Source organism: Vulcanisaeta souniana JCM 11219 (assembly GCF_026000775.1).
Classification (GTDB): Archaea; Thermoproteota; Thermoprotei; order Thermoproteales; family Thermocladiaceae; genus Vulcanisaeta; species Vulcanisaeta souniana.
The window spans coordinates 473014-498795 of the sequence record NZ_AP026830.1; the positions used below are offsets into that span (position 1 = coordinate 473014).

Consider the following 25782-nt stretch of genomic DNA (forward strand, 5'->3'; position numbering starts at 1 on the left):
GATGAGAAATGTTTATTTACTCAAAATCACAATCATCATTCCGTGGTTTTGGTAAGAGTTATTGAGAAGTCGGACCTATACCTTAAGGCTATTGTGGACGGCATCACACCGCCCCTCATTAATGCACTGCGCAGGGTACTTATTTCTGACGTTCCTGTACTTGCCATAGATGACGTCATAATCCTGGACAATACCTCCGTCCTTTACGATGAAGTTCTAGCCCATAGGCTCTCCATGATACCAATAAGGACAGACCTAAGGAAACTACCGAAGATTGAGGAATGCGAGCAGGAACTCGTTGATCCAAGCCTGTGCCAGGTCAGGTTTGAACTTAATGTGGAGGCTAAGGAACCAACGGTTGTTTATAGCAGGGACCTGAAGTCTGATGATCCCAGCGCCAGGCCTGTTTATGAGGATATGCCCATTGTCAAGTTAGTACCCGGTCAAAAGGTTGTTCTTGAGGCTTATGCCAGGCTTGGTAGAGCCAGGAACAGTGTTAAGTGGCAGGCTGGCTTGGCGGCTTATTACTATTACCCAAGGGTGAATGTTGTTGATAAAGCTACTGATAAATGCCGCGTATGTATGGATGTGTGCAATGGCGCACTTGAGATCAAAGACGATGGATCAATAGTTATTAACGACGTACTCAAGTGCACCTTCAATAAGTGGAAGGCCTGTGAACAAATATGCCCAGCGCTGAGGGTTGGTTGGGATGAGAATAAGTACGTGTTTTGGGCAGAGAGTTTCGGCAACATACCAATTGAGGACATGGTCAGGGAAGGCTTCAGGATACTTAAGGGTAAGTTCCAGGAGTTTGTGAGCGAGCTGGAGCTTGAGTTATCAAGAGGGCAAGCGCCCAGCGGTGGGTTACCCACTGAGGAAGAGGAGACCACCCAAGCAACGGGGGAGGAACTCGGTACCACTGAGGAGGGTTTCATCGAGGAGTAGGTTGTGTATTCACCACATACGGTTGCGAATTATTTAAAAAGGGTTGTGTAATCGTTATCAGGCATGCCGCCAAACCCCACAGGTCCTACGAACATGGAGCTTCGTATGCTGGTAAGATTCCTTAGACGTGCGGCTAATGAGTATAAGGCAGGCATTTGGGATTACGTGGCCGACCTCCTTGAGAAGCCCACTAGGCGTAGGGTTGAGGTTAATGTCAGCAAGATAAATAGGTTTGCTAATGATGGTGATGTGGTCGTCGTACCAGGCAAGGTGCTTGGTTACGGCGTATTGAACAAGAAGGTAACAATTGCTGCATGGTCGTTCTCCAGGGGCGCCCTTGACGCCATTAAGAAGGCTGGTGCCGAGGCAATAACAATACCTGACCTGGTCAGGAAAAATAGCAGGGGTAGTAATGTTAAGATTATTATCTAGGGTGATGATCAATGTGTAGTAAGGTGATAATGGTAGACAGGAATCCTCCTCAGTTGAATGAGGTTGTTGTTGATGCCGCGAATCACGTTGTTGGTAGGCTCGCGTCAATAGTGGCCAAGTGGGCGCTTGAGGGTAGGAGGGTGGTCATTGTTAATGCCGAGAAGGCGGTGGTTACTGGGGACTTCAACATGGTGCTTAATTGGTATAAGACGAGGATAAGCGAGTGGTTAACGCACTATAACCCTGAGAAGGTTGGTCCTAAGATACCCAGGAAACCCGATAGAATATTAAGGAGGGTCATCAGAGGAATGCTGCCCAGGAAGGAGACCAGGGGCAAACAAGCCTACAAGAGGATTAGGGTCTTCATGGGTGTTCCTCCACAGTACATTAACGTGGACAAGGTCATTATAAGAGGCGCATTACTATCCATCAAGCCCGGTGCCAAGTATGCAACACTTGAGGAGCTTTGGAGCCACATAGAGCCCAAGCAGTATGAGGCTTGGAGAAAGGCGAGGGAGGCTTGGGAGACTAAAATGGCGAAGCTTAAAAAGGCTGAGGGTGAGGGTAAGGGTGGTAGCGCATGAGTGAGCAGGGAAGTGTGTCTTCGGCATTACCCAGGTCTGTGCCCAATGTGACCGTCCAGGAGGTAGCTGGAGCTAGGGTAGTGATTGCTGTTGGTAAGAAGAAGACGGCTATTGCCAAGGCAATTGTTAGGCCTGGTATTGGTAGGGTTAGGGTTAATGGTGTTCCCGTTGAGATTTGGCCCATTGAGATGGCCAGGATCAGGATGATGGAACCACTGTTACTCGCAGGTAAAGAGTTAATGGGCAAGGTGGATATTGATGTAACCGTTAGGGGCGGTGGCTTCATGGGGCAAGCCACGGCAGTTAGGATAGCAATTGCCAGAGGGCTTGTTGAGTATTTCCAGAATCCCAAGTTGCTTGAACTATACATGGTTTATGATTCATCGATGATTAAGGGAGATCCAAGGAGAACAGAACCAAAGAAGCCTGGACTTAAGCATGCCAGGAGCAAGAAGCAAAAGGCGTATAGATGAACTTCGTAATGATTCTTCCTCAATACAGCACAAAAATAATTTAAAGGGGCTCTTTATTACGTTATCTTAATGATTGTACCCATTAGGTGTTGGACTTGCGGAAGGCCGCTTGGTCATCTTTGGGAGCCATTTAGGCGGAGGGTTCTTAGTGGTGAGAACCCTGAGAAGGTGCTTAATGATCTAGGTGTCACGCGTTATTGTTGCAGGAGGACTTTATTGTCGCATATTGAGTTGATTGATAGGGTTCTTGAGTATTCAGGTATTGAGAGCGAATAGGAATCACTTTATTCTATATAAGGTCAATGTTACTACTTTTAACACTCTTAGATGGTGTTAAGATTTAAATATAGGCTTTCTCGGCACGTCATTAATGGAGAGACCCCAACAACCAATGAAAACGTTGCAGAAACTCGTTGGTAAGCACGTAACTGTCAGACTAAAGAATAATAAGGTGTTGAGGGGAGTCCTTGTTAATTACGATGACTGTATGAACTTAATAATTGATGAGGGTGAGGAGCTTGATCAGAAGGGTGAGAACGTGGTTGTTAAATACGGCAGATTAGTAATTAGGGGTACCCAGGTATTATATATAACCTCTGAAGAGACGATGGGGTGATGGGCATGGCGAAGACAATAACAGTAAACACGATAGAAAGGGCCCCAGTCTCAGGGTTAAATGTTGAGTTAGTGGAAAGGAAGGGCCTTGGACACCCGGACTATATTGCTGACTCTGCATCGGAGGTTGTAAGCAGGGCCTTGTCCAGCTATTACCTTGAGAAGTACGGCGTAATACTTCATCACAATGTTGATAAGGTTCTCATAGTTGGTGGTCAGGCCAATCCACGGTTTGGCGGCGGTGATGTAATTCAGCCAATATACATACTCGTTGCCGGTAGAGTAACTACTGAGGTTAGGACGGCTACTGGTGTTGAAAAGGTACCTATCGGTACAATAATAATATCATCAATTAAGGATTGGATAAGGAACAACTTTAGGTTCCTTGATGCTGATAAGCACGTGGTTATTGATTATAGGGTTGGCATGGGCTCGACTGACTTAGTGGGTGTTTATGAGCTTGGTGTTAAGGCTACAAAGGTCCCGTTGGCTAACGATACCTCAATCGGCGTAGGCTTTGCGCCTTTAACGGACACCGAGAGACTTGTGCTTGAGACGGAGAGGTTACTCAACTCCAGGGAGTTTAAGGCCAAGCTTCCTGAGGTTGGTGAGGATGTTAAGGTCATGGGACTTAGGATCGGTAAGGAGGTTAAGTTAACGATAGCCGCTGCATTAATATCATCGCTTATTAAGGATAAGGATCACTATCTCAATGTTAAGGATGAGATTAGGAATAGGGTTCTCGATCTAGCCACTAAGATATCGCCTAGTTTGAATGTTAATGTGACGGTGAATGCGGCAGACAAGCCAGAGCATGGGATATTCTACCTAACTGTTACCGGTACTTCTGCGGAGCATGGCGATGATGGAGCCACAGGACGTGGTAACAGGGCTAATGGCTTAATAACACCCATGAGGCCTATGACCATGGAGGCAACAGCGGGTAAGAACCCTGTTAGCCACATTGGTAAGCTCTATAATGTACTTGCCAACAAAATTGCTGAAAGGATCTATGGCGAGGTTAAGGGATTGAAGGAAGTCTACGTTTACCTACTAAGCCAAATCGGTAAACCAATAAACGAGCCCTTAGTGGCCAATGTGGACATATTGACTGAAAATGGCGTGGTACTTAGCGGTGAGATTAGGAATGAGATTGAGGGCATAGTTAATGAGGAACTTGAGAACATAACAGCAATAACGGACCTAGTGGTTAAGAACAAGGTGTCATTATTCTAATGCGCCGCTCCTTAAACGCCTGTATTCATTAATTATTTTTCTTAAATGATCCTCATCAACGGCATTGAGAAGTTCCTTGCTAAGCACCTCAGTTGTCCTGTTAATGATTAAGCCATCGATGAACGCAATGGTACTTAACTGGCCCTTATACACCATGTTCAACGGAATAACCCTTAATCCCCTCTTCCATATCGGTCTCAATGTGTTCCTATCGTTAACGTCTATTAAAACCACGAGGTTAATACCAGTACTTATTATGTTTTCAATACCTATGTTCATTAACTCGCCAATGGTCATCACAAGTACGGAATTACGCATTCGAGCCACCAAATCCAGGTCCAGATTCTCGGAAAATCGTATTAATACATACCTATTGCCCTTAAGGTACTCCAGGAAGCCACTAATGAGCTCATTCATGTTATCCTCAAGCTCCTTGATCCTAAGCCTACTCTTCTCAATATCACCCTCAAGAATACCAATCCTGGCATATAACGACTTGATCACTTGGTCCCTCCTGACCTCAAGATCATAATTATTAATCAGTTCCTCAACCCTCTCCCTCTCCTCGTTATATAACTTATTAAGTCTCTCAATTTCGGCGTTTAAAGTCCTTATTACCCCCTCATATTCATCGCGCAACTTATCGCACTCGCACTCACACCTTTCTTGCCTCATTATCCTAATCTCCTGTTGAGGTTGAACATCAATCCTCCTACTAACCTCATCAATCGCCTGCTTTATCGACATACCCTTTATTACGAGCGCCTTTGCATCATCAGCAGCCCTCACGTAGGCTCTTCTAATTTCCTCCTCAACTCTATCTAGCTTAGGTCTCAATTGCATGAATGATTTATATGCAGCGGCCAATGCATCCCTCATATGTGGATCCTTAACATTAACCCCCTGCTCCTGGGATACCTTAATGGCTATTTCGCTCTTCTCCGCAATACTTAGGTCCTTATCTGGGTAATAAATTGCAGCACCAACCATGGCTGCGAGCTTCTTGGCATAATCAGAGGGCTTGGCCGTGTCCACTGCAATTAGGACAGGCGTACCGTATTGATAAACAATCCTAAGTACGTGCCTCCTGCTAAGGTTCTTACCACTATGAAGAGCCAACACATTCCCGCTTAGGTCAAGCACGGCAACGCCGGTCACAATACCAGGGTCTATACCAACGATCAGTTTCCGATCTCTAGCGGCATTAATGTTCTCTATGCCCTCGCTCTCGGCTAAGCCAACGAACTTTATGGCATCGGTAGGTACCGACTCCACGATTACCTTAACATCCATACTTCTACGGGGCTTAACAACGGATCTAACAATGCTTCTATCTGCATATACAATAAATACCACGGATCTTAAGCCCTCGCTCTCTGAGGCTATGAACATGTCGTAGTCAATACCATTACCTTCAAGTCTCTCCTTGATCTCCTTAGCCAAGTACCTAATCCTATGTGCAATGTTTCTCTCGAACCTATTCCTGCTCATACCGCCAGGTGTTGTTGATATTACTGCCTTGACTATGATCTTTGTTTCAGGCTCATAAACCTTAACAATGGAGCCAATGCCCATTGCGCAGAGCCTTGCCAGGAATTCCGCCGTGTTATCAGGATCAAGCTTAACCACGTTCAACCCAAAATACTTATTAACAAGGGACTCCATGGTTTCATCAGACTCCGGACTAACCTTAGTTACCTGAATTAAGTGGACATTAAATGGTAACCTGCCCAGTCTCTTAATTACAGCAGGGCTCAGTTCCATTATTTCACCAATGTTATCAATGGCTATGGCCTTCGGTCTCACCTTCTTAACGATCTTAATTAAATCCTGTGGGTCAATGATTCCCCTATCGGTTACCTCACCGTTAGTAAGTATTGCATATGAGAATCTCCTGCCGTTTATGTCAATCCCAATTATGGGTCCCGAGCTCAATTCCTCAATAAGCATAGTAATTACTTATTAATATTGGTAACTACCGCAGCCCTTAAATTTATTTACTCTGTAATACCTACGTATCCTCAAACTCCTCTTCCTTCTCGGAACCCATGAGTTCATTTAAACCCTCGCTACCAAGCAATTCCTCAAGGGCCTCTTCAATATCCTCCTCCCTAACCTCCACGTTGCCAACCACGTAATTATAAACCTCACCAGCATCAACATCAAGTCTGAACCTCTTCATGAAGTACTTAGTCACGTTGGTAATGTCTCTACGTAACATGTCCAGGGCACCAGGTGCATTCCTAGGAACCCACTGAGGCCAATCAATGATGTAAGGTTCGCCATTATCCAAGTCGATCATTATGTTGAACTCACTGAGATCACCATGTACAATACCAACCTCAGTAAACAGCCTCTTTACGTCTTCAATAATACTCCAGTAGGTATCTTCGGTTTCCTCCATGTTTTCGAACTCCGATAACTGTGCACCGTTTATATAAGACATGACTACGGTATGCCTATTAACAGTTATTGGCCTAGGCACGTTAATTCCGGCATTGTATGCAAGGACCAAGGCCTTATACTCAGTGTGTGCCGAGAGCCTGGATTCATAGAGCCAGGTTATGTGCCTCCTATTCCCAATCCAAACCCTAAACCTCCTAATCTGCCTAAAGCTCGTCCTGCCAAGCCTATGGAACTTAAGCACGACCTTACCATCACCGACAGCATCACCTGCATATACGTCAGACTCCTTACCAACACCAATGGGTGTTGGACTAACCCTCTCGATAATCCCTCTCTTAGCCAGTGTATGCAGTGCAAGTATGTCATAGCCTGTAAAGGTTAGCCTATAACCAGTGTAATTACCCCTGTACCTAATCACCATCCCAAGGGCATTGAGCTTCCTTAGAGACCTACTGACCAACTCCTCAGACCTTTTGCTCCAATCAGCAATTACATCAAGAGGAACAAACTCGAACTTCCTATGACCAATCTCAATGACCCTAAGTACCCTTAGGTCAAGAGGCTCCAGTTGATCATAGGCATAAATAATACCCTTAATACTCAACTAACCACCACAATTATGCACCACAATACACCTAATTTAAATCAAACTAAGTTAATTCTCTGGGAAAAATATATTAAATAGTATCAAAATATGTTCACGTGTTTAGTAGCACGCCGAGGCAATTAACCCTTAGGCAAAGCCTACTTGCTGCCATCAGTACAATGCTTGTCTGGGGCCTCGAGTACTACGACATAATACTCTTCGCATCGCTAGCACCAATACTGGAGGCGTACTTCTTTCCATCAAAAATCGCCATAATAGGCGCAATAGAGACCTGGGGTGCCTTTGCAACTACGTATTTCGTCAGGCCCGTGGGTGCGATAATATTTGGGTGGATTGGTGATGTACGTGGTAGAAGGTTAGCCACAATATTAGACGCGGCACTCGTTGGATTGGCAACACTTCTCATAGGATTGTTACCAACGTACGGTACCGCCGGAGTGTTAGCACCAATTCTATTGTACTTAATGAGGACCCTCCAGGGCATTGGGCTTGGTGGTGAGGCCGGTGGTGGTGCAACCTGGGCCCTTGAACTAACGCCTAGGAATACCAGGCCCTACATAAATGGTGTCATGTACTCGGGGCTTTCCTGGGCCGTGTTCCTAACGTCATTCGTGACCCTAAGTGTAAAGTCAGCAATGCCGCAAACCTTTAGTGTCTATGGCTGGAGAATACTCTTCATAACCGGAGCTGTACCGGCCTTGATAGCACTGGTAATTAGGCTTTGGGGTTCGGAATCGCCTGAGTGGATTGAGCAAGTTAAATCTAAGGGTGTTGCTAAGGTACCGCTTGGCGTTGTTTTATCTCGCTATTGGGTGCCTTTCATAGCGTTGATACTGATTAACTTGGGATTAACGATTTATTACTACGGTGGATCAGGCTATTGGGCTTACGTAATGCCGAAGTTAGTCGCGCCAAAACTCCAGGTATCAATTAATAGGGCATATACATGGGCCCTAGTGCTCGGTATGTATGGCGGTATTGGTGCAGTAATCGGTGAAGTGCTCAGCGGATTCCTAGTGAGGTCAGTGGGCATTAGGGGTTCCTTCATTGTGCCATCAATGCTCCTACTGGTGACAAGTCCGTTCATTGTATACCTGGCATTTACATTGAACCCGTTGTCAAAGTACACGAGCTTATTAATGGGTATTCTATTTGGCCTAACCGCTGCACCACAGACTTTGTACTTCGCGTCAATATTCCCAACAGAGGTTAGGTGGAGTGCCGTGGCCTTTGGATGGAACTTAAACGCATCAATAGGTCCATTAACCACAATGGCTGTGATACTACTCCTAGAACTAGCGCCAAGTAATCCCATGGTGCTTGCAATATATGGCTCAGTAATAATGATCATTGGCGCATTATTAGTGGTTTTAGGATCACTAATAAGAACTAGGGAGTATTAGTGCCACTATTCCTAATACTCCTTAAATAATGTTCAAAGGCCACAAGGGCTAGGTATTGTTCATTAGTTATCGAAACCTCATCATTATACCTACTAACGACCTCAATGGCATCATTGGCGTTCAACCCCCTCCTATACATTAGGTATGCCGCTATTACCGTGGGCGACCTGCCAATACCTGCATGACAGTGAACAAGTACTGGTTTACCGTTCATTATGTTCCTGTCAATCCAAGTGGATATACTGTAAAGGGTTTCCTCGGTTGGGGCGTAGCCGTCTCTTGTGGGTATATGAAGGTAATCCATGCCAAGTCTCCTTAGTGTGTTTATGTAATCGTGAAATTCCCACCCTTCCATTGCGAATTCCCACTCCTCAACGAGTACTACAATAGCCCTTATACCCATCTTATGCCACATAGCTACGGTATCCTCATCATATGGCATTGATGAACCAGCCAATGCGCCCTCCACAACCCAATAGGGGAACTTAACCATTGGGCCCAGACCTATCCGGTGGAATTTAATGCTTATCTTTGGTTACTTGATTTGTTTCAGTATTTCATATTGTTTATGTATATATTTAACTGAATATTATTAAATAATCGATAACAACACAATTATATACTACCCCTAATAAAGTAATTCTATGACAGTTTTCAGGATACTGAGGATTGACCTATCAAGGGAGCAATTCACCGAGGAGATCATTAAGGAGGATCTACTAAAGAGATTCCTTGGTGGCAGGGGATTAGGGGCATACATGGCTCTCAAGGAAATACCAAGGGGCATCGACCCACTAAGCCCAAGTAATAGGCTATACATATTCTCAGGGCCACTGAGTGGCATAGCCACAATTTCCTCAAGCAGGGTAAACGTAACCACCAGGTCACCATTAACCGGCGTCTACACCCATGCAAATGCCGGCGGTAACTTCTCATATTGGCTCAGGAAATCAGGATATGATGGCTTAATAATTGAGGGTAAGGCCGAGGAACCAGTATACCTAGTCATTAAGGATGGAGAAGCAATGCTAAAGCCCGCCAAGCACATCTGGGGCAAGTGGACAGGGGCATCTACTAAGATAATACTTGAGGAGAATGGGTTTCCACCAGACGAGACTAAGGCAGGCGTTGCAGTGATAGGACCGGCAGGTGAAAACCTAGTTAAGTTCGCGGGCATTAGGATGAGTGATTACGAGAGGTTCGCGGGAAGGGGCGGCGTTGGCGCCGTAATGGGTAGTAAATTACTCAAGGGCATATTGGTCTGGGGAACAAGGGACTTAAGCAAGGAACTCATTGATAAAGCTAGGTTCATGAAGGTTAATACCGATATCGTTAAGAGGATAGCTACCCATGATACGACCAAGGTACTTCATAAGTATGGCACAAACGTGCTAATGAACATCGTGCAATCAATAGGTGCCCTACCACATTACAACTTTGGTGGTACTGGGAAGCTTAAGGACGTAACTCCGGTTAGCGAGGAGTATATAAAGGATCACTACCCAACGGAGACCCACGGTTGCTACAACTGCCCAATAGCTTGTACGCAGATGCCCACGGTTAAGTCAGGGCCATTCAAGTTCACTGTTACGGAGAAGTACGTCAAGCAGGAGTATGAGAATACCTGGGCTCTCGGTCCTAATATCGGCTTAACTGACCCAGAGGCAGATATGAAGTTTCAGAAGCTGGCCAATGAGCTTGGCCTTGACACAATAACCCTAGGGAATACCCTTTCAATGGCCGTGGAGTTAGCCAAAAACGGCAAACTGAACCTAGACATTGACTGGGGTGATGCAGGTTCCCTCGAGTACTTAATACACAAGATTGCCTACAGGGATGGCATAGGTGATGATTTAGCCGAGGGCGATTACAGGCTTGCAGTTAAGTATGGTATGCCACAATTATTCACTGGTTCAAGGGGGCAGGGATTACCTGCCTACGACCCAAGGGCACTCAAGGGGTTCGCATTGGCCTACTACACGGCCAATAGGGGTGGTGACCACCTGGAGGCCTACACGCCAACATGGGAAATATTCGGTGTTCCCGAAAAGGTTGATCCGTTCTGCGAGACACAGGAATGCATTGAGAAACAAGCCAGGATTGTTAAGTGGAACCAAGAGATATTCGCCGTAGTCGACTCAACGGTATTCTGCAAATTCGAGAACCTAATGCCCAACATAGACACCGAGAAGGACTTCGCGGACCTATACAACGCAGCCTTCGGATGGGACCTAACATCGCAGGACGTACTCACGATTGGCGAGAGGATATTCAATGTGGAGAGGCTTCACTGGGTTAGGGAGGGTAAATGGGTTAAGGATGAGTTACCGCCTAGGATGAGGGAACCAATACCAGATGGTCCAGCCAAGGGCCACACTGCATCTAAGATGTTTGATGAGGGTATAAAGACGTATTACAAGTTAAGGGGTTGGATTGATGGTAAGCCAACCAAGGATGCACTAAAGAGACTTGGCCTTGAGGAATTTGACTACCTACTCTGAAAATTTAACATTAAAAATAGAATTAAAATTGCTGCTACTTACTTAGTTCATTCCTGATCTTCACAGCTTCCCTAAGCACTAGATCCTTTATTTCCTCACCATCGGCCTTACCATCGGCTAAAACCTCAATTATGGCTTGGTAAAGGCTCGTGCTCTGCCAGGTCTCGCCAACCTTAACTTTAATGTTCCTGATCCTGCCGTCCCTTAGGGAATCCTTTAGTCTCTCCTCGAATATCCATGGATCAATACTCGAGGGTAAATCAATCCTGGCCCTAACGCGTTTAAACGGTGACATGTTCCTGTGTATTATAAGGGCATCGAGCATCACGTAATTAGGCACGGTATAGACCCAACCGCCATCACTAATAACCTCAGTGAACATGAGGGATATGTTCCTAATAACGCCGGTAAAACCATTTGGCAATCCCTCGTGTGGGTACATGGCCCTTATTATGCCGTATCTCCAGTTGACAATCGTAACCCTATCACCGGGTTTGTACCTGTTAGTTATTATAATGACGATACCTGCAATGACATTCGATAGGGTTTGTTGCGCGGCGAGGCCCAGTATAATACCGACCGCAGTACCTGAGAATGCTGCTACTGATAATCCGAACTTCTCGAATGTTACTGCCAACGCTATTAATACGGCTACAATAACCACAGTATCTAGGATGAACTTAAGCACCGTGCCCCTAACATTATCATACTTACTAATGTAATCACCAATCCTCCTTCCAGTATCCCAAACAAGTATTGTGCCAATAAATACAATAATAACGGACCTAACAACACTATCATAAGTCAATAAAGTATTCCTCCAACTACTCGGTAGTAGGTAATTAATTACACTTATGTATAGAACGTAAATCAAAACACCAATTATCGCAAGAAAGATCCACTCAAGGAGAAGCCTAACGACCAACCTACCAATCCTAATCCCACTACCCTCCATACCACTAATGCGATGAATAAAAATAAAGATAAAAGTTTCTCATTCTGAAAAGGGAAAGCACGGACTACATGTAAATAGCTTATGTACCAACGCCATTATCCTGACCTCACAAAAATAGGCAGGGCGTTGCAGGGATTCACGGATTATGAGACGCAAAAATACACAGAAGTACTTGGAAAATATACTTCATAATAAGGATAAATTGAGAAAAAAGAAGGGTCTTAATAAAGACCGTAATTCACGGAGTTAATAAACTGAATATTTAGGAGCATTTTCTATTGAGAATTAAAGGTTTGGTGGGCCCGCCGGGACTTGAACCTTATCCCAGGCCTTACCCAGCCAAGCCAGGCAGGGCCTGACGGGACCTCCCGCTCGTAAGGCTTCTGCGGACTTGTGCCCTGGACATCCTAACCAGGCTAGACTACGGGCCCGGCATGGTTGTTCCTCACTAATTTAAAAGTATTTTTCTTCGGTTTTAATATGATTGGGTTGTTTCCCCTGCTAAGGACTGCGGTTAATTAAGCGAATGCGAATATCTTAATTACCAATGAAGTGAGTAGCGAATGAATAGTTAAGGACTTGGGATTATTCAAGTAATTTGATGCTTACATAAACATAGGCATCTTTTTAAATTATTCATATGATAAGCCAGCATTGGCCAGTATTTCTGGGTGCTTCTTCCAGTAATATATTGCCAATATAACGCCTATTATAAGCCATGCAAAGCTGAATAACACTGCCACATTGTATGGGTATGACGGCAATGGGTATACACTGTAGAAGAAGACTATGGCCCCCAGAATTGAGGCAACCGTGGGCACTAGACCATGCTTAAGCCATTCCCTCCCCAGTATTCTCTGTTTGTAGGAGTAGATCGTTAGTGCTGAATTGGCGACTATATGCACAGCTATTATCCCAAGTCCTGCAAAGGTTAATAACCAAACACCGGCGTTTGTAGGGCCCATTATTAAGCCTGTAATTATATTAATGATTAGTATTATCGTTGCAAACCATAGTAGTGACTTATATGGTGTTTTATGCTTTGGATGGACTTGGTCCATACTCAATTTCTTGAACCAGAGGCCGTCCCTAGCAGAGCTAAACCAAATCCTACCCACTGCATTATACTTAGCGGTCATGTAAGAGAAGTAGCTATTTATCGTGAAGGCAACAAGCAAGGCCCAACCAGCCAGTCCAAGGTACTTATAGTAAACTGTCAGGCCAGGGTCTGGTGATGTTGCGTACGTGCTCATTTGACTAACGCCCCAACCAACCGTTAATGCATAGGACGGTATAATGAGGGCCAGTCCCGACAGTATCCATGCAGTAACCAGAGCCCACCTAATGATCCTTCTCGGATCCTTAACCTCCTCAGAAACTGTTGTTGCTGTACCCAAGCCCGTGAAGTCTAGGATTGAGAATATTGCACCAAAGAATACCGGCGCCCAAGCCCATTTAACTGGTGCGGGTGTCCAGACAATTAGGGTGTTTCTCGGACCAAGCATTGCAATTATTATTACCGCACTTATAAATAGAAACATAGCCTCAGCAAAACCGGTGTACATCACGTACTCGAGCGACGGCCTTATGCCTAAGTATGATAGAGTAAAGCCGAAGGCCCATATTATTACGGCGAAGGCGATCCATAGGTACGGTATTTTAGAAAACATGGGGCCAATTAGATATAGGAAGCCCGCCAGGCCAAGTATTCCGAAGGCAGGTCCAGTGAGATTCTCTAGGATCCAGTACCAAAGGGCCATAACGCCGAGGGCGCCATGAGCCCTAGCTGAGTATGCGTAGTAGCTGCCGGCATTAACTATGTACTTGGAGAATTCATAGGGAATAATAATCCATAGTCCATATATTATCCAGGCAAGTAATACTGCCAGTGGTGTGGCGCCTAGTGCGAATTGAGCCGTGCCCAGTAACAGTATTGCTACGTCACCTGCTGGTGCTACGAATGAGAATGATTGAAAAACAGCATGCCAAAATGCCACGGCGCCCTTCTTTAACGGTGTCCTTCTAATTTCGTCGTATGATGGCATTATAAATCCTATATATTAACTATTTTTAAATTTAATCTTAGGTAAATAAATTATAATAAACAAAGTAAAGTTTAAATAGTTAAATTAGAGAAAAGGCCCATGACAGTTGAGGAGGAGTTGGAGGGTTTGAGTTTTCCTGAGGCGCCTAAGATAGTTGTCAAGCCTCCTGGGCCTAAGTCCCTGGAGTTGTTGAATGCCCAGCGCAAGCTTGAGACTAAGTCGTTGGTCTATCCAAAGGCTTTTAAGTTCGCTATTGATACCGCTAAGGGCGCCACTATTAGGGATGTTGATGGTAATTACTACATTGATTGGGTAGCTGGTATTGCCGTACTTAATGTCGGTCATAACAACCCGTATGTGCAGCAGGCAGTTAGGGAGCAACTCGATCGTTATTGGCATTGGATGAGCGAAATACCCAGTGAGACTAGAATTAGGTTCCTCAGGAATTTACACTCAATACTCCCTGAGGGTCTTAGGGATAGAGCTAAGGTAATGACTACGGTAACTGGTGCTGATGCCTGCGAGGCTGCAGTGGCCCTTGCCAAGTGGATCACTAAAAAGCCTGTGATATTAGCGTTTGAGGGTGCATATCATGGTGTTCACCAGGGCATTGTAATGGCTACCGCAAAGACCGAGCTTCAGCAATACGCAGGTGTACCGTTGGTTAATGTCGTCAGGGCTCCATATCCATATCCATATAGGTGCCCATTACCGGCTAAGGATGCTGAGGACTGTGGTAATGCCGTACTTAATTACATTGATCACCTTCTTAGCGACCCATATACTGGCATTGGTGAGGTTGGTGCAATACTCGTTGAGCCAATACAGGGTGAGGGTGGTTACATAGTACCACCAAGGAACTTCCTAAAGGGCCTTAGGGAGATTGCCGATAAGCATGGGATACTGCTCATAGCTGATGAGGTTCAGACTGGTGTTGGTAGGACTGGTAGGTGGTGGGCCGTGGAGCACTTTGGCGTCACGCCGGACATAATGTGTATTTCCAAGGCTATTGGTGGTGGCATACCAACATCGGTGATAACCTATAGGGCTGAGTATGATGAGAGGTTGCCCGAAGAGGCATTCCATTTTGGTACATACAGGGCTAACCCGCTGGCCTTGGCCGCTGGTGCTGCTGTCATTGAGTACATACAGTCGAGGAACTTGCTTGATAGGACGCTACAGCTTGGTGATTATGCAAGGAGAGCCTTTGAGGACATTGCCGAGAGGTATTTAATAATTGGTGATGTTAGGGGTCTCGGGTTCATGATTGGTACAGAGCTCGTTAAGGACAAGGACACTAAGGAACCAGGGACTGAATTAGCCTCTGAGGTTAGGAGGAGGATGTTTGAAAGAGGTGTGTTGTTCCATACATGTGGTCACTTTGGGAATGTTATGAGGTTCATGGCACCACTGGTACTAACGAGGAGACACTTAGATGAAGGCATAAGGATATTTGAGGAAGTAGTTAGGGAGTTATCCCGTGAAGTTAAATGAGGGTTATTAAGCTGTCAATAAATATGGCAGTGGGACTTGGTTCATTAAGTGAGATAGTCCAGATATTTGAGGAGATTGCCTTCCCAAGAAGCGCAGTATTGGTTACAGGCCCAAATACCCTTAAGATAGCCGGTAATTACGTAGCCGATAAATTAGTAGATGCGGGTTATAGCATTGATGTTAAGATCGTTGAAGGGGGCGCAATTGCTGAAAATGCAGATTCATTACTTGAATATGTGAGGAAATCCGGGTTTAGTGGCATTATTGGTGTTGGTGGTGGTTCAATAATTGACATAGTAAAGTACGTGGGCGCTAACTTAAATCTTAAGGTTGCTTCAATACCGACAACACTATCCAGTGACGCCATTGCGACTCCATTCAGTGTATTGTGGAGAGGCGGAAAGTCGCAGGCCATTAGGACAATGTCTCCTAACATAATAATTGGTGATTATTCAATACTGATGAACGAGCCACATAGGTACGTGGCCGCTGGCTTCGGCGACATGATTGCTAAGTACACATCGCTTCATGATTGGTGGTTGGCTTACTGGTTAGGTGATGAGCCCTACCTGGATTTCGCAGCTCAATTAGCTAATGGCACAACCGAGTTACTAATTAAGAGAGCTAATAATATTGCTAAGCAGGACTATATGGGTATCGAAACGCTCTTCTATGCTGAGGTACTTGATGGCTACCTAATGGAATTAGCAAACACCACTAGGGTTGCAGCTGGCAGTGAGCATTTGATTGCGTTTGCAATAGAGAATTTAACTGGTAAGGGATTACATGGAGAGCAGGTGGGTATTGGTACAATAATTAGTGCTTATTTACAGAGTAGGGATTGGAGGTTAGTGAAGGATTTGCTCAGCAGGGTTGGCGCTCCGACTACTATTGATGAACTTGGCATAACTAAGGAAGAAATGATCAAGGCATTACAGGTGGCACCGCAAATGAGGAATTGGTACACAATACTCGGCACTAGAGGATTATCTGAGGTAAAAGCTGAAAGACTTCTTAGGTACACTGGTATTCTAAGAAGTCACTGATTTGTAATGCAAGTTCATAAGAATGTTTAGACAGTAAATGGTCTAGTAATGGATTATGGGCATGCATTTTAGGTAAAGGAAGTCATTAATTGTCTAAATCCGCATTAGGTATTAATTATTACCTTAAGGCACTTCACGTGTTTCTATTTATTTGCTCATTCACTGGCATTATTAGGTAATTGGTAACTTGTTCATTCTTTGGTTTAGGTCGTTCATGAGCCTAATACCCATGTACCTACTCAATGGGGTCTTGATAATGGCCTCGCGACCATTTATAATGAGTTCATGAGAGATTTTGTATACGTGCATTAATACGAATACGTATTGAATTAGCACTAGGTATATGAGGGATTCTTTATTGTTGTAGAGGAGATGCATGGGGTAACCAAGTTCTGAGCGTAAAGTTCAGTTCCCCAAGGGCTGCGCTGACGTCTGTCCAACCACAGATGACCCTGTCAATACCATTAATGCAGAATAAGATAAGAGAATGCGGTTGAGGTTATTGTTAAGGTTATCCTTGTTGGGAAGAGTAGGACCAGGATTAAGTTGGATAGACCTATCACTGTTGAGCAGATTGAAAGAGCAATTAAGGAGGTGATGGTTGAAAAGTGCTCGTTTATACAAACGTGTTGGTTTACGATAACGTGGAGGATAGTGAGCACTGCAGCAATGTGGGTATGAATATTGATGGATGGTTGAGGCACTACATAGGATCTCATCAATATTACTTATCCTTTTCCTGTAGTGCCTTTTTAATTGGTTTGTGGTTAGTTGCTATTGATGGGTTTTTCATACCTAGTGCCCAGTGTTAGGGCTGTGTTGACGCGGGATGTGGATGGCGTTGACCTAGGGCTAATCAGCATTGCCCCTGCCAAGGCCGGTTCAATCATTAATGCGCCGCCTAATGTGCTTGAGGTCCTTATTAAGCGTGGCGTTGTTTCACTGCTTGATGAGGATAAGGTCGGTAGTGAGGAGATTCTTAAGAGGGTTTGGCTTGAGAACAGGGCTCCCAGTGAATTGAGGGAGTTGCCCAGGGACTTCTACGTAAGGGCTAGGCTCAGTATGGTTGGTGGTGACCAGAAGAGCGTTAGGATCTATGCACAGCAGTTGAGGGAGTTAGCCCAGTTGAGACTTAGAAAGATACTTACGCTACTGGCGGTTAATCCAGGCATTGCTGACTCGAGGGACTTCTTAGATAAATTGACTGTGGAGGAGGAAATGCTCGTTAAATCCATCGCGCCTTTAATAAAGGATTTCCTGAATGTCCTGGTGGGTCTACAATGACAGAGCCAGAGGTTGCTGAAGTTAGTTTGGATACATTGGTCCAGGGACTTAGGGGTTTCATTGAGTCCAGTGATAGGTATATTGACGAGATCAACAACATGATTATACAAAGGAAGAGATCCCTCGTGATCGACTTTCACGACTTGCTAATCAGCAATAAGGACCTCGCTGACATGCTCCTGGAGAGGCCTCAATTGATTGTTCAGGCTGGTTCCGAGGCCGTTAGGCAGGCAATAACCGAGAGGGATCCCGAGCTGGCTAAGTCCGTTAGGAACTTCTACATGAGGTTTAGGAGGCTCCCTGAGTCCCTGCCCATTAGGAGGTTAAGGAGTGAGGTCCTGGGTAAGTTGATAATGGTTGAGGGTATAATAACCAGGCAGACACCGCCCAAGCATTACCTCAGGAAGTCCGTATTTAGGTGTTCGCAGTGTGGTTATGAGGTTGAGATTCCGCAACCAACCACGGGCTTTGTCCAACCACCGAAGCGATGCCCCAAGTGCGGTGCATTTAACAGTATGGTATTTGCTGAGGAGAGGAGTGAGTTCATTGATTGGCAGAAGGTAATTGTTCAAGAGAAACCTGAGGAATTGCCACCAGGCCAGTTGCCGAGGAGTATAGAGGCGATACTACTCGATGACTTGGTTGATACCGTGAAGCCTGGTGATAGGGTTTACCTGGTAGGCATCATGAACCTAGACCTGGCTGACTTAAGGAAGGGTAGGCCACCCGTCGTCTCTAGTTTCATGGAGGTTAATTTCGTTGAAAGCCAACAGAGGGAGTTGGTGGAGATTGAGATTACGCCTGAGGATGAGAAGAAGATCCTAGAGCTCTCAAAAATGCCAGATGTTCGGGAGAGGATAATCAAGTCAATAGCGCCCTCGATATACGGTATGGAGGACATTAAGGAATCCATAGCATGCCTGCTCTTTAGCGGTGTACCTAAGGTTTACCCTGATGGTATTAGGGTTAGGGGTGACATACACATATTACTGGTCGGTGATCCGGGCATGGCAAAGACGCAGTTGCTGAGGTTCGTCACAAAGATCGCACCTAGGGCTGTGTATACAACAGGTAAGGGTAGCTCGGCGGCGGGTCTGACTGCAGCCGTTGTGCGCGAGAAGGACACTGGTGAGTTTTACCTAGAGGCTGGCGCCCTTGTTTTAGCTGATACGGGTGTGGCGGTCATTGATGAGATTGATAAGATGGATACGAAGGACAGGGTAGCCATTCATGAGGCCCTTGAGCAGCAAACGGTCTCCATAGCCAAGGCAGGCATTGTAGCAACGCTAAACGCCAGATGTAGCGTCTTAGCCGCTGCTAACCCAGCCTTTGGTAGGTACCTGCCCAATAGGACTGTGGCCGAGAACGTTGACTTACCAGTAACGTTACTATCGAGGTTCGACCTAATATTCATTATTAGGGATGAACCGAACCTAGATAGAGACAAGGCAATTGCCGAACACATAACAACACTACATGCTGGCGAAGTCCCTGAGGGCTTCGCCGATATTATACCACCGGACCTACTCAGGAAGTACATAGCCTATGCCCGCAAGCACATCAGGCCAGCACTAACGCCTGAGGCTAGGGATAGGGTTGTTCAGTTCTATGTTCAGATGAGAGCCAAGTCAAGGGAGCCGGACTCACCAATAGCGATAACCGCGAGACAGTTGGAGGCACTAATCAGGCTTGCCGAGGCCGAGGCCAAGATGAGACTTAGCCCCGTGGTTGAGGCTGAGGATGCCGATAGGGCCATTAGGCTCTTCATGAAGTACCTGAGCAGTGTTGGTATTGATGTCGAGTCTGGGAAGATAGACATTGACATAATAATGACCGGTAAGCCTAAGTCAACCCAGGAAAGGATGGCATTAATAATGAATCTATTGGCTCAACTCGAGGAGTCCAGTGGCGGTAAACCCGTGAGGATTGAGGATCTGTATAAGGAAGCTGAGTCGGCAGGGCTCGATAGACAGGCAGTGGACAAAGCCATAAACATGTTGCTTAAGTCTGGCGACATATACATGCCAAAACCGGGTTATGTGAAAAGGGTCCTTGTATGACATCCTTGTTCTAAAGGCGATGTTTTGGGTACGTTGTAAAATAATCCCATTTGCCTTGATGATTTGATTCAATTGGAGACCTGTCGGAATGCTTTAATAAAAGCATATGACTAGTTTTGATACATGATTGACAGATTAAATATGATAATCTCAGGCCTCAAGAATGCCGTAAACCTCACCGTGGAAAATGTGCTTGCCAGGCTTAAGGAAATGAAAGTAGAAGTGACCGAGGAGGACACCGCAGGTGATTGGGGTTGGAGTGTGATTTCAAAGGCAATTGATGTTGGAATACTGAACTTGAGCGATGCTGATATTAACGCTATGTACTATGTATTCAGGAGGTGCGCCACACTAGAAGAGATGGTTAAGGAGGCATTGTTAAGGCCTGGGGAGATTGATGAGAATTTCGTGGACAACCTAATGGATGACTTTAGGGAGAACATGGAGGCTCTCACAAGGATTAGGGAGAGGATTAATCAATTGATTACGTAAAGCTATAAATACTATATATCATTGTTTATAAACCAGAGTTGTCGTAAAACACGTATCGAGAGTGTTATTTTTAATATACCAGGGAATGCACTGCTTTAAAAGTACAATGTAATTATCGTGTGATTAAAATGTCTGTTCAAGTCCCAGGCATATATACGATAGAGATAATTTATAGAGGTATACATCAAAGGCATCTTGCGAGGAATTTGGCTAGGGGTATTGCCTATGCGGCCCGAATGGCTGGCAATGTGGCGCTGTCCTACCAGAGATATGGTGATGACCCAGAAAGAGATGGTTCACCTGCGAAGTACTTTGTGGTAATTGCCAAAGGCGCCAGTGAGGAGGTTCTGGACGCCGAAGCAGCCAGGGTTGAGCCTGACTACGTGGATGCATCCATAGTGCTTGATGACTCAATACTTAAGGGCGTCGAGTCTTGGGCATGGCAGGGTATTCAACCGGTACACCTGAAATTAAGGCCCAGTGGGCTACTTATCGTAATCTCTAAGAGAAACCCTGATGAATTAATTAAATTTATACCATCCAGGGACTCTCCGTACACTCTTGTCGTTGCTTATGGAGAAAGAAGTATCGGTGATTTCTGGACATTCCAAGATGATGGCACAGTGGAAAGGGTTCTTGGAGCAATAGCCAGAGTTTTGCCGAATGTCCTAAGTCTCGATGACGTGAAAAAATACTTGGGAAGCCTCGATAAGCCTAGTGAAAGGATTAATAGGGCCTTGGAGGCCTATCAATCACTCGTTAAGTTGAGGGAGGTTAAGCCAGGCGAGGGCTTGCCGTATAAGTATGAACCACCGCACCTACCCGGTTGGAAGGACATGATGATTGGTGCTGCCATACCTGGATTGAAACCGAACCAGAGGAACCCGTACTTCACAGGTGGCACCGCTAAGCATTACAGGCCTGTGATTAATTTTGATAAGTGCATTAAGTGCAGTCTATGCTGGGAGTACTGCCCAGACTCCGTATTTGATGTAACACCGGATGGCTACTTCAACCCAGCCCTAGCCTACTGCAAAGGTTGCGGCATATGCGCCGAGGTTTGCCCAGTTCCTGACACCATAATCATGGTTGATGAAATGGAGTTCGAGGATGGGTATGGAAAGTTCATCGATGAATATAAGGCATGGAAGGAGAGTAAGGAGGCCTATAGGAAGTGGTTCGAGTCATTATTACCAAAGGCACAAATAATAAGCGTGAGGAAGAGGTGAGGGGCATGTCAGTCTCAGCACTTGAATCCAAACGCCTTGATATGGTGCTTAAGGGGGATGAGGATGTTGAGGTCGTTGGCACAGGCACTGATGCAGTGGCCTATGCATTAATGTTGGCAGATGTAGATGTTACATCGGCATATCCAATAAGGCCCTACGGCGGTGTCATGCAGACCGTGGCCAGGTTAATAGCCGATGGTTACATGAAGGCTGAGTACATAGTGGCCGCCCATGAACATGATCAGTTCGAGATTGTCAAGCACGCATCTGCAGTCGGCGCCAGGACATTCGTGGGATCAAGCGGAGTTGGTTGGTTATTAGCCATCGAGGCCATAGTGGCCACTAGCACGGATAGGTACCCAGTAGTTGCATTAATAGGTAATAGGGCCCTTGATGACCCAGGAGCGTATGGTGTGGAGCATAATGATGCACTAATGGTTAGGGACGTGGGTTGGTTATTGACGTGGGTTGACGCCGCACAGGAGGCACTGGATACTACATTGATAGCCTATAGGGTCGCTGAGGATCCAAGGATCATGCTACCAGTGGGTATATCAATGGATGGTGCATTTCTAACGCATAGTGAGCATGCATTTAAGATACCGCCCAAGTCCAAGGTCCAGAAGTTCCTACCGCCATATGACTTGGGCAATAGGAAGTTGCACCCAAGCAACGTAATTAGCGTTGCGCCGCAGGTCAATGAAGATTGGGTTACAGAACTTAGGAAACAGATGGATGAAGCGATGAAGAATGCTAGGAAGGTGATTGAGGAGGCCTATAGGGACTTCGCGAAGATATTCGGTAGGGACTATGGTAATCCATTCGTTGAGCCATACATGGTTGAGGATGCTGATGTAGTCATGATTGGCATGGGCACGGTTTCCAAGCCAATTAAGGAGGCGGTTAGGAGGTTGAGGGCTAGGGGTGAGAAGGTTGGTTTCCTGAGAATTAGGTGGTTTAGGCCATTCCCAACTGAGGACATCATACGCTACCTAAGCGGTGTTAAGGTTGCAGCTGTGGTGGATAGGGACTATTCATTTGGCTCTCCATTTGATGGTGGCGCAGTCTTTACGGAAATTAGGAGCGCATTGTATGAGGCTGAGCATAGGCCGTTAATGATGAACTTCATTGGTGGGCTCGGTGGTAGGGAGATTACTTATAACGATGCGATTAATATGTTCAATATGGCTTTGGATGCAGCTAGAAAAGGTAAGGTTGAGCAGAGGGTGATTTGGTATGGAGTTAGAGAGTAAAATGGGAAAAGAAGAAAAATTTATAAGGAGCGAAGGGGGTGACTAGGTGTGACAGTCTCAATTAGGTTGGCTCGAACAGTCAAGGACTTGCTACAGATGGCTCAGACAGAGTACTTTGATGCTGGTCACAGGACCTGCCAGGGATGCGAATCAGCAATGGTTCTTAGGTGGGTTGCTAAGGCAGCTGGCCCTAACACAATTGTTATTGGTGCGACTGGATGCATGTACGTAGCAAACACAACCTACTACACAACAGCATGGGCACTACCCTGGATACACACCCAACTATCCGGCACTGGATCAGCTGTTGTTGGTACCGCAGCAGCATTAAAGGCGCTTATGGAGAAGGGTAAACTACCAAGTGAGAAGATAAATGTAATTGGCATATGTGGTGACCTGGGTTGTGCGGATGCAGGTCTATCCGAGGTCTCCAACGCATTAACGCACACAAAGTATAACTTCCTAATACTCATGTATGACAATGAATCCAGTGCCAACACGGATATACAGGAAACAACAATGACACCATTCGGAGCCCTAACAACCTTCAGCCCAAGCGGTAAGCAGATCAGGATTATGAAGTATAGGTGGAAGAAGAACATGGCAGCAATGATGGCCGTTGGACACCCAGAGATCAAGTATGTGGCCACAGCAATGGCGGCAGACCCAATAGACCTATACAACAAGGTGAGAAAAGCCCTAGAAATCGGTGGACCAACATTCATACACACCCTAGACCCATGTCCCAAGGGTTGGGGCTATGATCCCAAGTATAGCCATGAAATAGGTAAGTTGGCGGTGGAGACAGGTCTATGGCCGCTCTTCGAGATAGAGAATGGCAAGTTTAGGCTAACAGGCACAAGCGCTAGGATAGCCAGTGGCGAGATTAAGAGAAAACCTGTTAAGGAATACATAAGTAGACAGACGAGGTTTAAGCACCTTACTGATGAGGATATCGAGTACATACAGAGGAAGGTTGATGAGATGTGGGAGAAGTGGTTAATACCTGGACTATTGCCATTAACTAAGGAATTGCCGTATCCAGAGACAGCAAAAACTTAGTAAATAAGATGAATAGTTTTATTAAAATCTTTATTTATTTTCTTGATCTTAAATTACTACCTTTTAATTATCATTATTTATAATTATTAGTAATCTTTTATCAATTTTTAAAAAAATATTTAATTTAGCGAAAATATTTAATCGTTATGCGCTGAATTTAATGATTATTTTTTAAGTAATTATGTATAATATAAAATATTATCTTAGCAACATTTTAATAATTATGAATAATTTTATCTAGCGTATGGGCAGTGAGTCAAGATTAACCGACAAGCAAATACTTGGTTTCAGTAGGTGGTTTGCGTTCGTCGGCGCATTCTTGGCTATGTTCATGATTAGTCCTTATGAGTATGCCTTTAGCGCTTTCTCTCATGACGTTACTCAGTTCTTCCATATCAGTGCTGTGTTCCTGGGTACCGTATTTACCGTCAACGTGTTCCTAGAATCAGTATTTGGCTGGCCGGCGGGTTTCATTAGGGATAAATATGGTCCTTGGTTTCTTCAATTAATAGCGGCATTCCTCGTTGGTATTGGATACTTCGCGGCAATCTTTGGTTCACCAACTCTCCTAATGTGGGTTTATGCAGTCATAGGAGGCATCGGCGCTGGCATGGTATATAATAATAGTGTTACCGTGGCTAATAAGTGGTTCCCTGATTATAGAGCTACCGTGGCTGGCACTATATCGGCTGGGTTTAGTTGGGGTTCAATACCAATAATACTACTAGTTGGTATATTACCGAGTGTTCATCCAATAGCTGTGTTTAAGTCAATCATGCTAGGCCTTGCAATAACATCCTTCGTAATAATTTTAATCTCAGCTTTCCTAATGAGGAGGGATCCACCGAAGGGTTGGAAACCACCCACGTATAATCCGCAGTCTTCAAGATCGAAGCTGATACGTGCGACTGATTACCAATTTACATTCTCCGAGACGGTGAGGACTTGGCAGTTCTGGATACTAGTCATTACATTCCTACTTGTTGCGTCTGAGGGATTAACAATAGTGTCTAAGGCCGTTCAATACGGGCTCTACTTCCACTTTGCCTTGATCGTTGCTGTGGCTGCGTCGCTTGGTTCATCGGTAATGGCTGGTTTGGGTAAATTTATAACAGGTATTATTTCTGATGCAATTGGTGTTATTAAAACACTAGTTCTGTTCTATGCCCTATCAGGCATCTTCACGCTACTGAGCGTAGTATTTGGCATAGTACATAACGAGATTGGGTTTGTGGCATCTGTGGCTCTTGCAATTTTGACTTGGGCATCGATATATACCGTTAACCCAGCCTCCATTGGGTACTTCTACGGCGAAGTGGCATCAGGAAATAACTATGGATTACTCTACGCCATAGCTAAGGGTAGTGGTGCTATTTATGGTGGTGTATTGACGGCAATAATGATAACGTCCCTAGGCTGGATAAATACCATGGTAGTCTCAGGTCTCTTTGGAATAGTAGCTGCACTCCTGGCCATACCATTACTCTGGAAAATACCAAGGGCTCCTAGGAAAACGTAATGGTATAGGGATATAATTTTTATTAAAAATTAATGTTCTCTATGTTATTACAAGACATACACAGAATAGCCTTTTTTGTATTAGTTATGAATAAAACATTGTTTAAGCAAATACTTATTAACATTAATGCATATACGC

Annotated in this window: 24 protein-coding genes and 1 tRNA gene; 18 read left to right on the plus strand and 7 right to left on the minus strand. The window is 45.1% G+C overall.

Annotated elements, in window-relative coordinates; translation table 11 throughout:
• Positions 1 to 42 precede the first annotated feature (42 nt).
• From Vsou_RS02500 to Vsou_RS02530, 7 genes are all read left to right on the plus strand, one after another.
• Positions 43 to 948 (plus strand): DNA-directed RNA polymerase subunit D, encoded by a 906-nt coding sequence (locus tag Vsou_RS02500; protein WP_188602726.1) that lies wholly within the window; start codon positions 43 to 45, stop codon positions 946 to 948.
• Positions 949 to 1011: 63 nt separating this feature from the next.
• On the plus strand, positions 1012 to 1380 hold the full coding sequence (locus Vsou_RS02505) for a 50S ribosomal protein L18e (protein ID WP_188602727.1): 369 nt from the start codon (positions 1012 to 1014) through the stop codon (positions 1378 to 1380).
• A gap of 11 nt (positions 1381 to 1391) precedes the next feature.
• The gene (locus Vsou_RS02510) at positions 1392 to 1964 is read left to right on the plus strand and encodes a 50S ribosomal protein L13 (protein ID WP_188602728.1); all 573 of its coding nucleotides are present in this window, start codon (positions 1392 to 1394) and stop codon (positions 1962 to 1964) included.
• Positions 1961 to 2437 (plus strand): 30S ribosomal protein S9, encoded by a 477-nt coding sequence (locus Vsou_RS02515; RefSeq protein ID WP_188602729.1) that lies wholly within the window; start codon positions 1961 to 1963, stop codon positions 2435 to 2437. The genes Vsou_RS02510 and Vsou_RS02515 overlap by 4 nt, the downstream gene beginning before the upstream one ends.
• 69 nt (positions 2438 to 2506) lie before the next feature.
• Positions 2507 to 2713: a DNA-directed RNA polymerase subunit N gene (locus Vsou_RS02520; protein ID WP_054843312.1), complete on the plus strand. Its 207-nt coding sequence runs from the start codon at positions 2507 to 2509 to the stop codon at positions 2711 to 2713.
• Between the two features lie 94 nt (positions 2714 to 2807).
• Positions 2808 to 3053, plus strand: coding sequence for a U6 snRNA-associated Sm-like protein LSm6 (locus Vsou_RS02525; protein WP_188602730.1), 246 nt, complete (start codon positions 2808 to 2810; stop codon positions 3051 to 3053).
• The gene (locus Vsou_RS02530) at positions 3053 to 4288 is read left to right on the plus strand and encodes a methionine adenosyltransferase (protein ID WP_188602731.1); all 1236 of its coding nucleotides are present in this window, start codon (positions 3053 to 3055) and stop codon (positions 4286 to 4288) included. Before Vsou_RS02525 ends, Vsou_RS02530 begins: the two co-directional genes overlap by 1 nt.
• On the opposite strand, the gene Vsou_RS02535 is transcribed toward Vsou_RS02530, so the two are convergent.
• Both Vsou_RS02535 and Vsou_RS02540 read right to left on the minus strand, forming a co-directional pair.
• A complete protein-coding gene (locus Vsou_RS02535) occupies positions 4280 to 6238 on the minus strand; it encodes a DUF460 domain-containing protein (RefSeq protein WP_188602732.1) in 1959 nt (652 codons plus the stop codon). The two genes, Vsou_RS02530 and Vsou_RS02535, sit on opposite strands and share 9 nt — an antisense overlap.
• A gap of 61 nt (positions 6239 to 6299) precedes the next feature.
• Positions 6300 to 7298 (minus strand): RIO1 family regulatory kinase/ATPase domain-containing protein, encoded by a 999-nt coding sequence (locus Vsou_RS02540; RefSeq protein WP_188602733.1) that lies wholly within the window; start codon positions 7296 to 7298, stop codon positions 6300 to 6302.
• Positions 7299 to 7396: 98 nt separating this feature from the next.
• Here Vsou_RS02540 and Vsou_RS02545 point away from each other — a divergent pair, with 98 nt between their 5' ends.
• Positions 7397 to 8704 (plus strand): MFS transporter, encoded by a 1308-nt coding sequence (locus Vsou_RS02545; protein ID WP_188602734.1) that lies wholly within the window; start codon positions 7397 to 7399, stop codon positions 8702 to 8704.
• Here Vsou_RS02545 and Vsou_RS02550 read toward each other — a convergent pair.
• Positions 8691 to 9197: a protein-tyrosine phosphatase family protein gene (locus Vsou_RS02550; protein ID WP_188602735.1), complete on the minus strand. Its 507-nt coding sequence runs from the start codon at positions 9195 to 9197 to the stop codon at positions 8691 to 8693. The two genes, Vsou_RS02545 and Vsou_RS02550, sit on opposite strands and share 14 nt — an antisense overlap.
• A 151-nt stretch (positions 9198 to 9348) precedes the next feature.
• Between Vsou_RS02550 and Vsou_RS02555 the strand changes: the two genes are divergently transcribed.
• Complete coding sequence (locus Vsou_RS02555; RefSeq protein ID WP_188602736.1) at positions 9349 to 11205, plus strand: aldehyde ferredoxin oxidoreductase family protein; 1857 nt, start codon at positions 9349 to 9351, stop codon at positions 11203 to 11205.
• Between the two features lie 34 nt (positions 11206 to 11239).
• Here the strand turns inward: Vsou_RS02555 and Vsou_RS02560 are convergent, their stop codons facing one another.
• The 3 genes from Vsou_RS02560 to Vsou_RS02570 form a co-directional block, all read right to left on the minus strand.
• Positions 11240 to 12160 (minus strand): mechanosensitive ion channel family protein, encoded by a 921-nt coding sequence (locus tag Vsou_RS02560; RefSeq protein ID WP_054843320.1) that lies wholly within the window; start codon positions 12158 to 12160, stop codon positions 11240 to 11242.
• Positions 12161 to 12454: 294 nt separating this feature from the next.
• Positions 12455 to 12591: transfer RNA gene (locus tag Vsou_RS02565), tRNA-Val, on the minus strand.
• Positions 12592 to 12792: 201 nt separating this feature from the next.
• On the minus strand, positions 12793 to 14205 hold the full coding sequence (locus tag Vsou_RS02570) for an APC family permease (protein WP_188602737.1): 1413 nt from the start codon (positions 14203 to 14205) through the stop codon (positions 12793 to 12795).
• A 99-nt stretch (positions 14206 to 14304) separates the two neighbouring features.
• Between Vsou_RS02570 and Vsou_RS02575 the strand changes: the two genes are divergently transcribed.
• The gene (locus Vsou_RS02575) at positions 14305 to 15699 is read left to right on the plus strand and encodes an aspartate aminotransferase family protein (protein ID WP_188602738.1); all 1395 of its coding nucleotides are present in this window, start codon (positions 14305 to 14307) and stop codon (positions 15697 to 15699) included.
• A complete protein-coding gene (locus tag Vsou_RS02580) occupies positions 15696 to 16745 on the plus strand; it encodes an iron-containing alcohol dehydrogenase (protein WP_054843323.1) in 1050 nt (349 codons plus the stop codon). The genes Vsou_RS02575 and Vsou_RS02580 overlap by 4 nt, the downstream gene beginning before the upstream one ends.
• Positions 16746 to 16916: 171 nt before the next feature.
• Here Vsou_RS02580 and Vsou_RS02585 read toward each other — a convergent pair whose 3' ends face one another.
• Positions 16917 to 17123 (minus strand): hypothetical protein, encoded by a 207-nt coding sequence (locus tag Vsou_RS02585; RefSeq protein ID WP_188602739.1) that lies wholly within the window; start codon positions 17121 to 17123, stop codon positions 16917 to 16919.
• A gap of 402 nt (positions 17124 to 17525) precedes the next feature.
• On the opposite strand from Vsou_RS02585, the gene Vsou_RS02590 reads away from it, so the two are divergent.
• The 7 genes from Vsou_RS02590 to Vsou_RS02620 all read left to right on the plus strand — a co-directional run bounded on the left by Vsou_RS02590 (position 17526) and on the right by Vsou_RS02620 (position 25644).
• Positions 17526 to 18029 (plus strand): DNA replication complex GINS family protein, encoded by a 504-nt coding sequence (locus Vsou_RS02590; protein ID WP_188602740.1) that lies wholly within the window; start codon positions 17526 to 17528, stop codon positions 18027 to 18029.
• Positions 18026 to 20089, plus strand: a complete 2064-nt coding sequence (gene mcm / locus Vsou_RS02595) for a minichromosome maintenance protein MCM (protein WP_188602741.1) — start codon at positions 18026 to 18028, stop codon at positions 20087 to 20089. The genes Vsou_RS02590 and mcm overlap by 4 nt, the downstream gene beginning before the upstream one ends.
• Positions 20090 to 20212: 123 nt before the next feature.
• Entirely contained in the window at positions 20213 to 20581 is a 369-nt protein-coding gene (locus Vsou_RS02600) for a hypothetical protein (RefSeq protein WP_188602742.1), read from the plus strand.
• 128 nt (positions 20582 to 20709) lie between these two features.
• The gene (locus Vsou_RS02605) at positions 20710 to 21810 is read left to right on the plus strand and encodes a 4Fe-4S dicluster-binding protein (RefSeq protein ID WP_188602743.1); all 1101 of its coding nucleotides are present in this window, start codon (positions 20710 to 20712) and stop codon (positions 21808 to 21810) included.
• A gap of 41 nt (positions 21811 to 21851) precedes the next feature.
• Complete coding sequence (locus Vsou_RS02610; RefSeq protein ID WP_373286819.1) at positions 21852 to 23063, plus strand: pyruvate ferredoxin oxidoreductase; 1212 nt, start codon at positions 21852 to 21854, stop codon at positions 23061 to 23063.
• Positions 23064 to 23159: 96 nt separating this feature from the next.
• Positions 23160 to 24125 carry a thiamine pyrophosphate-dependent enzyme gene (locus Vsou_RS02615; RefSeq protein WP_188602854.1) on the plus strand — a complete coding sequence of 322 codons (966 nt, stop codon included), beginning with the start codon at positions 23160 to 23162 and terminating at the stop codon, positions 24123 to 24125.
• Between the two features lie 244 nt (positions 24126 to 24369).
• On the plus strand, positions 24370 to 25644 hold the full coding sequence (locus Vsou_RS02620) for an MFS transporter (protein WP_188602745.1): 1275 nt from the start codon (positions 24370 to 24372) through the stop codon (positions 25642 to 25644).
• Positions 25645 to 25782 lie beyond the last annotated feature (138 nt).

Excerpts from the sequence above, each read along its gene's own strand:
- Vsou_RS02505 (WP_188602727.1), top strand. The coding sequence starts at position 1,012 with ATGCCGCCAAACCCCACAGGTCCTACGAACATGGAGCTTCGTATGCTG.
- Vsou_RS02510 (WP_188602728.1), top strand. The coding sequence starts at position 1,392 with ATGTGTAGTAAGGTGATAATGGTAGACAGGAATCCTCCTCAGTTGAAT.
- Vsou_RS02515 (WP_188602729.1), top strand. The coding sequence starts at position 1,961 with ATGAGTGAGCAGGGAAGTGTGTCTTCGGCATTACCCAGGTCTGTGCCC.
- Vsou_RS02520 (WP_054843312.1), top strand. The coding sequence starts at position 2,507 with ATGATTGTACCCATTAGGTGTTGGACTTGCGGAAGGCCGCTTGGTCAT.
- Vsou_RS02525 (WP_188602730.1), top strand. The coding sequence starts at position 2,808 with ATGGAGAGACCCCAACAACCAATGAAAACGTTGCAGAAACTCGTTGGT.
- Vsou_RS02530 (WP_188602731.1), top strand. The coding sequence starts at position 3,053 with ATGGGCATGGCGAAGACAATAACAGTAAACACGATAGAAAGGGCCCCA.
- Vsou_RS02535 (WP_188602732.1), bottom strand. The coding sequence starts at position 6,238 with ATGCTTATTGAGGAATTGAGCTCGGGACCCATAATTGGGATTGACATA.
- Vsou_RS02550 (WP_188602735.1), bottom strand. The coding sequence starts at position 9,197 with ATGGTTAAGTTCCCCTATTGGGTTGTGGAGGGCGCATTGGCTGGTTCA.
- Vsou_RS02555 (WP_188602736.1), top strand. The coding sequence starts at position 9,349 with ATGACAGTTTTCAGGATACTGAGGATTGACCTATCAAGGGAGCAATTC.
- Vsou_RS02560 (WP_054843320.1), bottom strand. The coding sequence starts at position 12,160 with ATGGAGGGTAGTGGGATTAGGATTGGTAGGTTGGTCGTTAGGCTTCTC.
- Vsou_RS02570 (WP_188602737.1), bottom strand. The coding sequence starts at position 14,205 with ATGCCATCATACGACGAAATTAGAAGGACACCGTTAAAGAAGGGCGCC.
- Vsou_RS02575 (WP_188602738.1), top strand. The coding sequence starts at position 14,305 with ATGACAGTTGAGGAGGAGTTGGAGGGTTTGAGTTTTCCTGAGGCGCCT.
- Vsou_RS02580 (WP_054843323.1), top strand. The coding sequence starts at position 15,696 with ATGAGGGTTATTAAGCTGTCAATAAATATGGCAGTGGGACTTGGTTCA.
- Vsou_RS02585 (WP_188602739.1), bottom strand. The coding sequence starts at position 17,123 with ATGCATCTCCTCTACAACAATAAAGAATCCCTCATATACCTAGTGCTA.
- Vsou_RS02590 (WP_188602740.1), top strand. The coding sequence starts at position 17,526 with ATGGGTTTTTCATACCTAGTGCCCAGTGTTAGGGCTGTGTTGACGCGG.
- mcm (WP_188602741.1), top strand. The coding sequence starts at position 18,026 with ATGACAGAGCCAGAGGTTGCTGAAGTTAGTTTGGATACATTGGTCCAG.
- Vsou_RS02600 (WP_188602742.1), top strand. The coding sequence starts at position 20,213 with ATGATTGACAGATTAAATATGATAATCTCAGGCCTCAAGAATGCCGTA.
- Vsou_RS02605 (WP_188602743.1), top strand. The coding sequence starts at position 20,710 with ATGTCTGTTCAAGTCCCAGGCATATATACGATAGAGATAATTTATAGA.
- Vsou_RS02610 (WP_373286819.1), top strand. The coding sequence starts at position 21,852 with ATGGTGCTTAAGGGGGATGAGGATGTTGAGGTCGTTGGCACAGGCACT.
- Vsou_RS02615 (WP_188602854.1), top strand. The coding sequence starts at position 23,160 with ATGGCTCAGACAGAGTACTTTGATGCTGGTCACAGGACCTGCCAGGGA.
- Vsou_RS02620 (WP_188602745.1), top strand. The coding sequence starts at position 24,370 with ATGGGCAGTGAGTCAAGATTAACCGACAAGCAAATACTTGGTTTCAGT.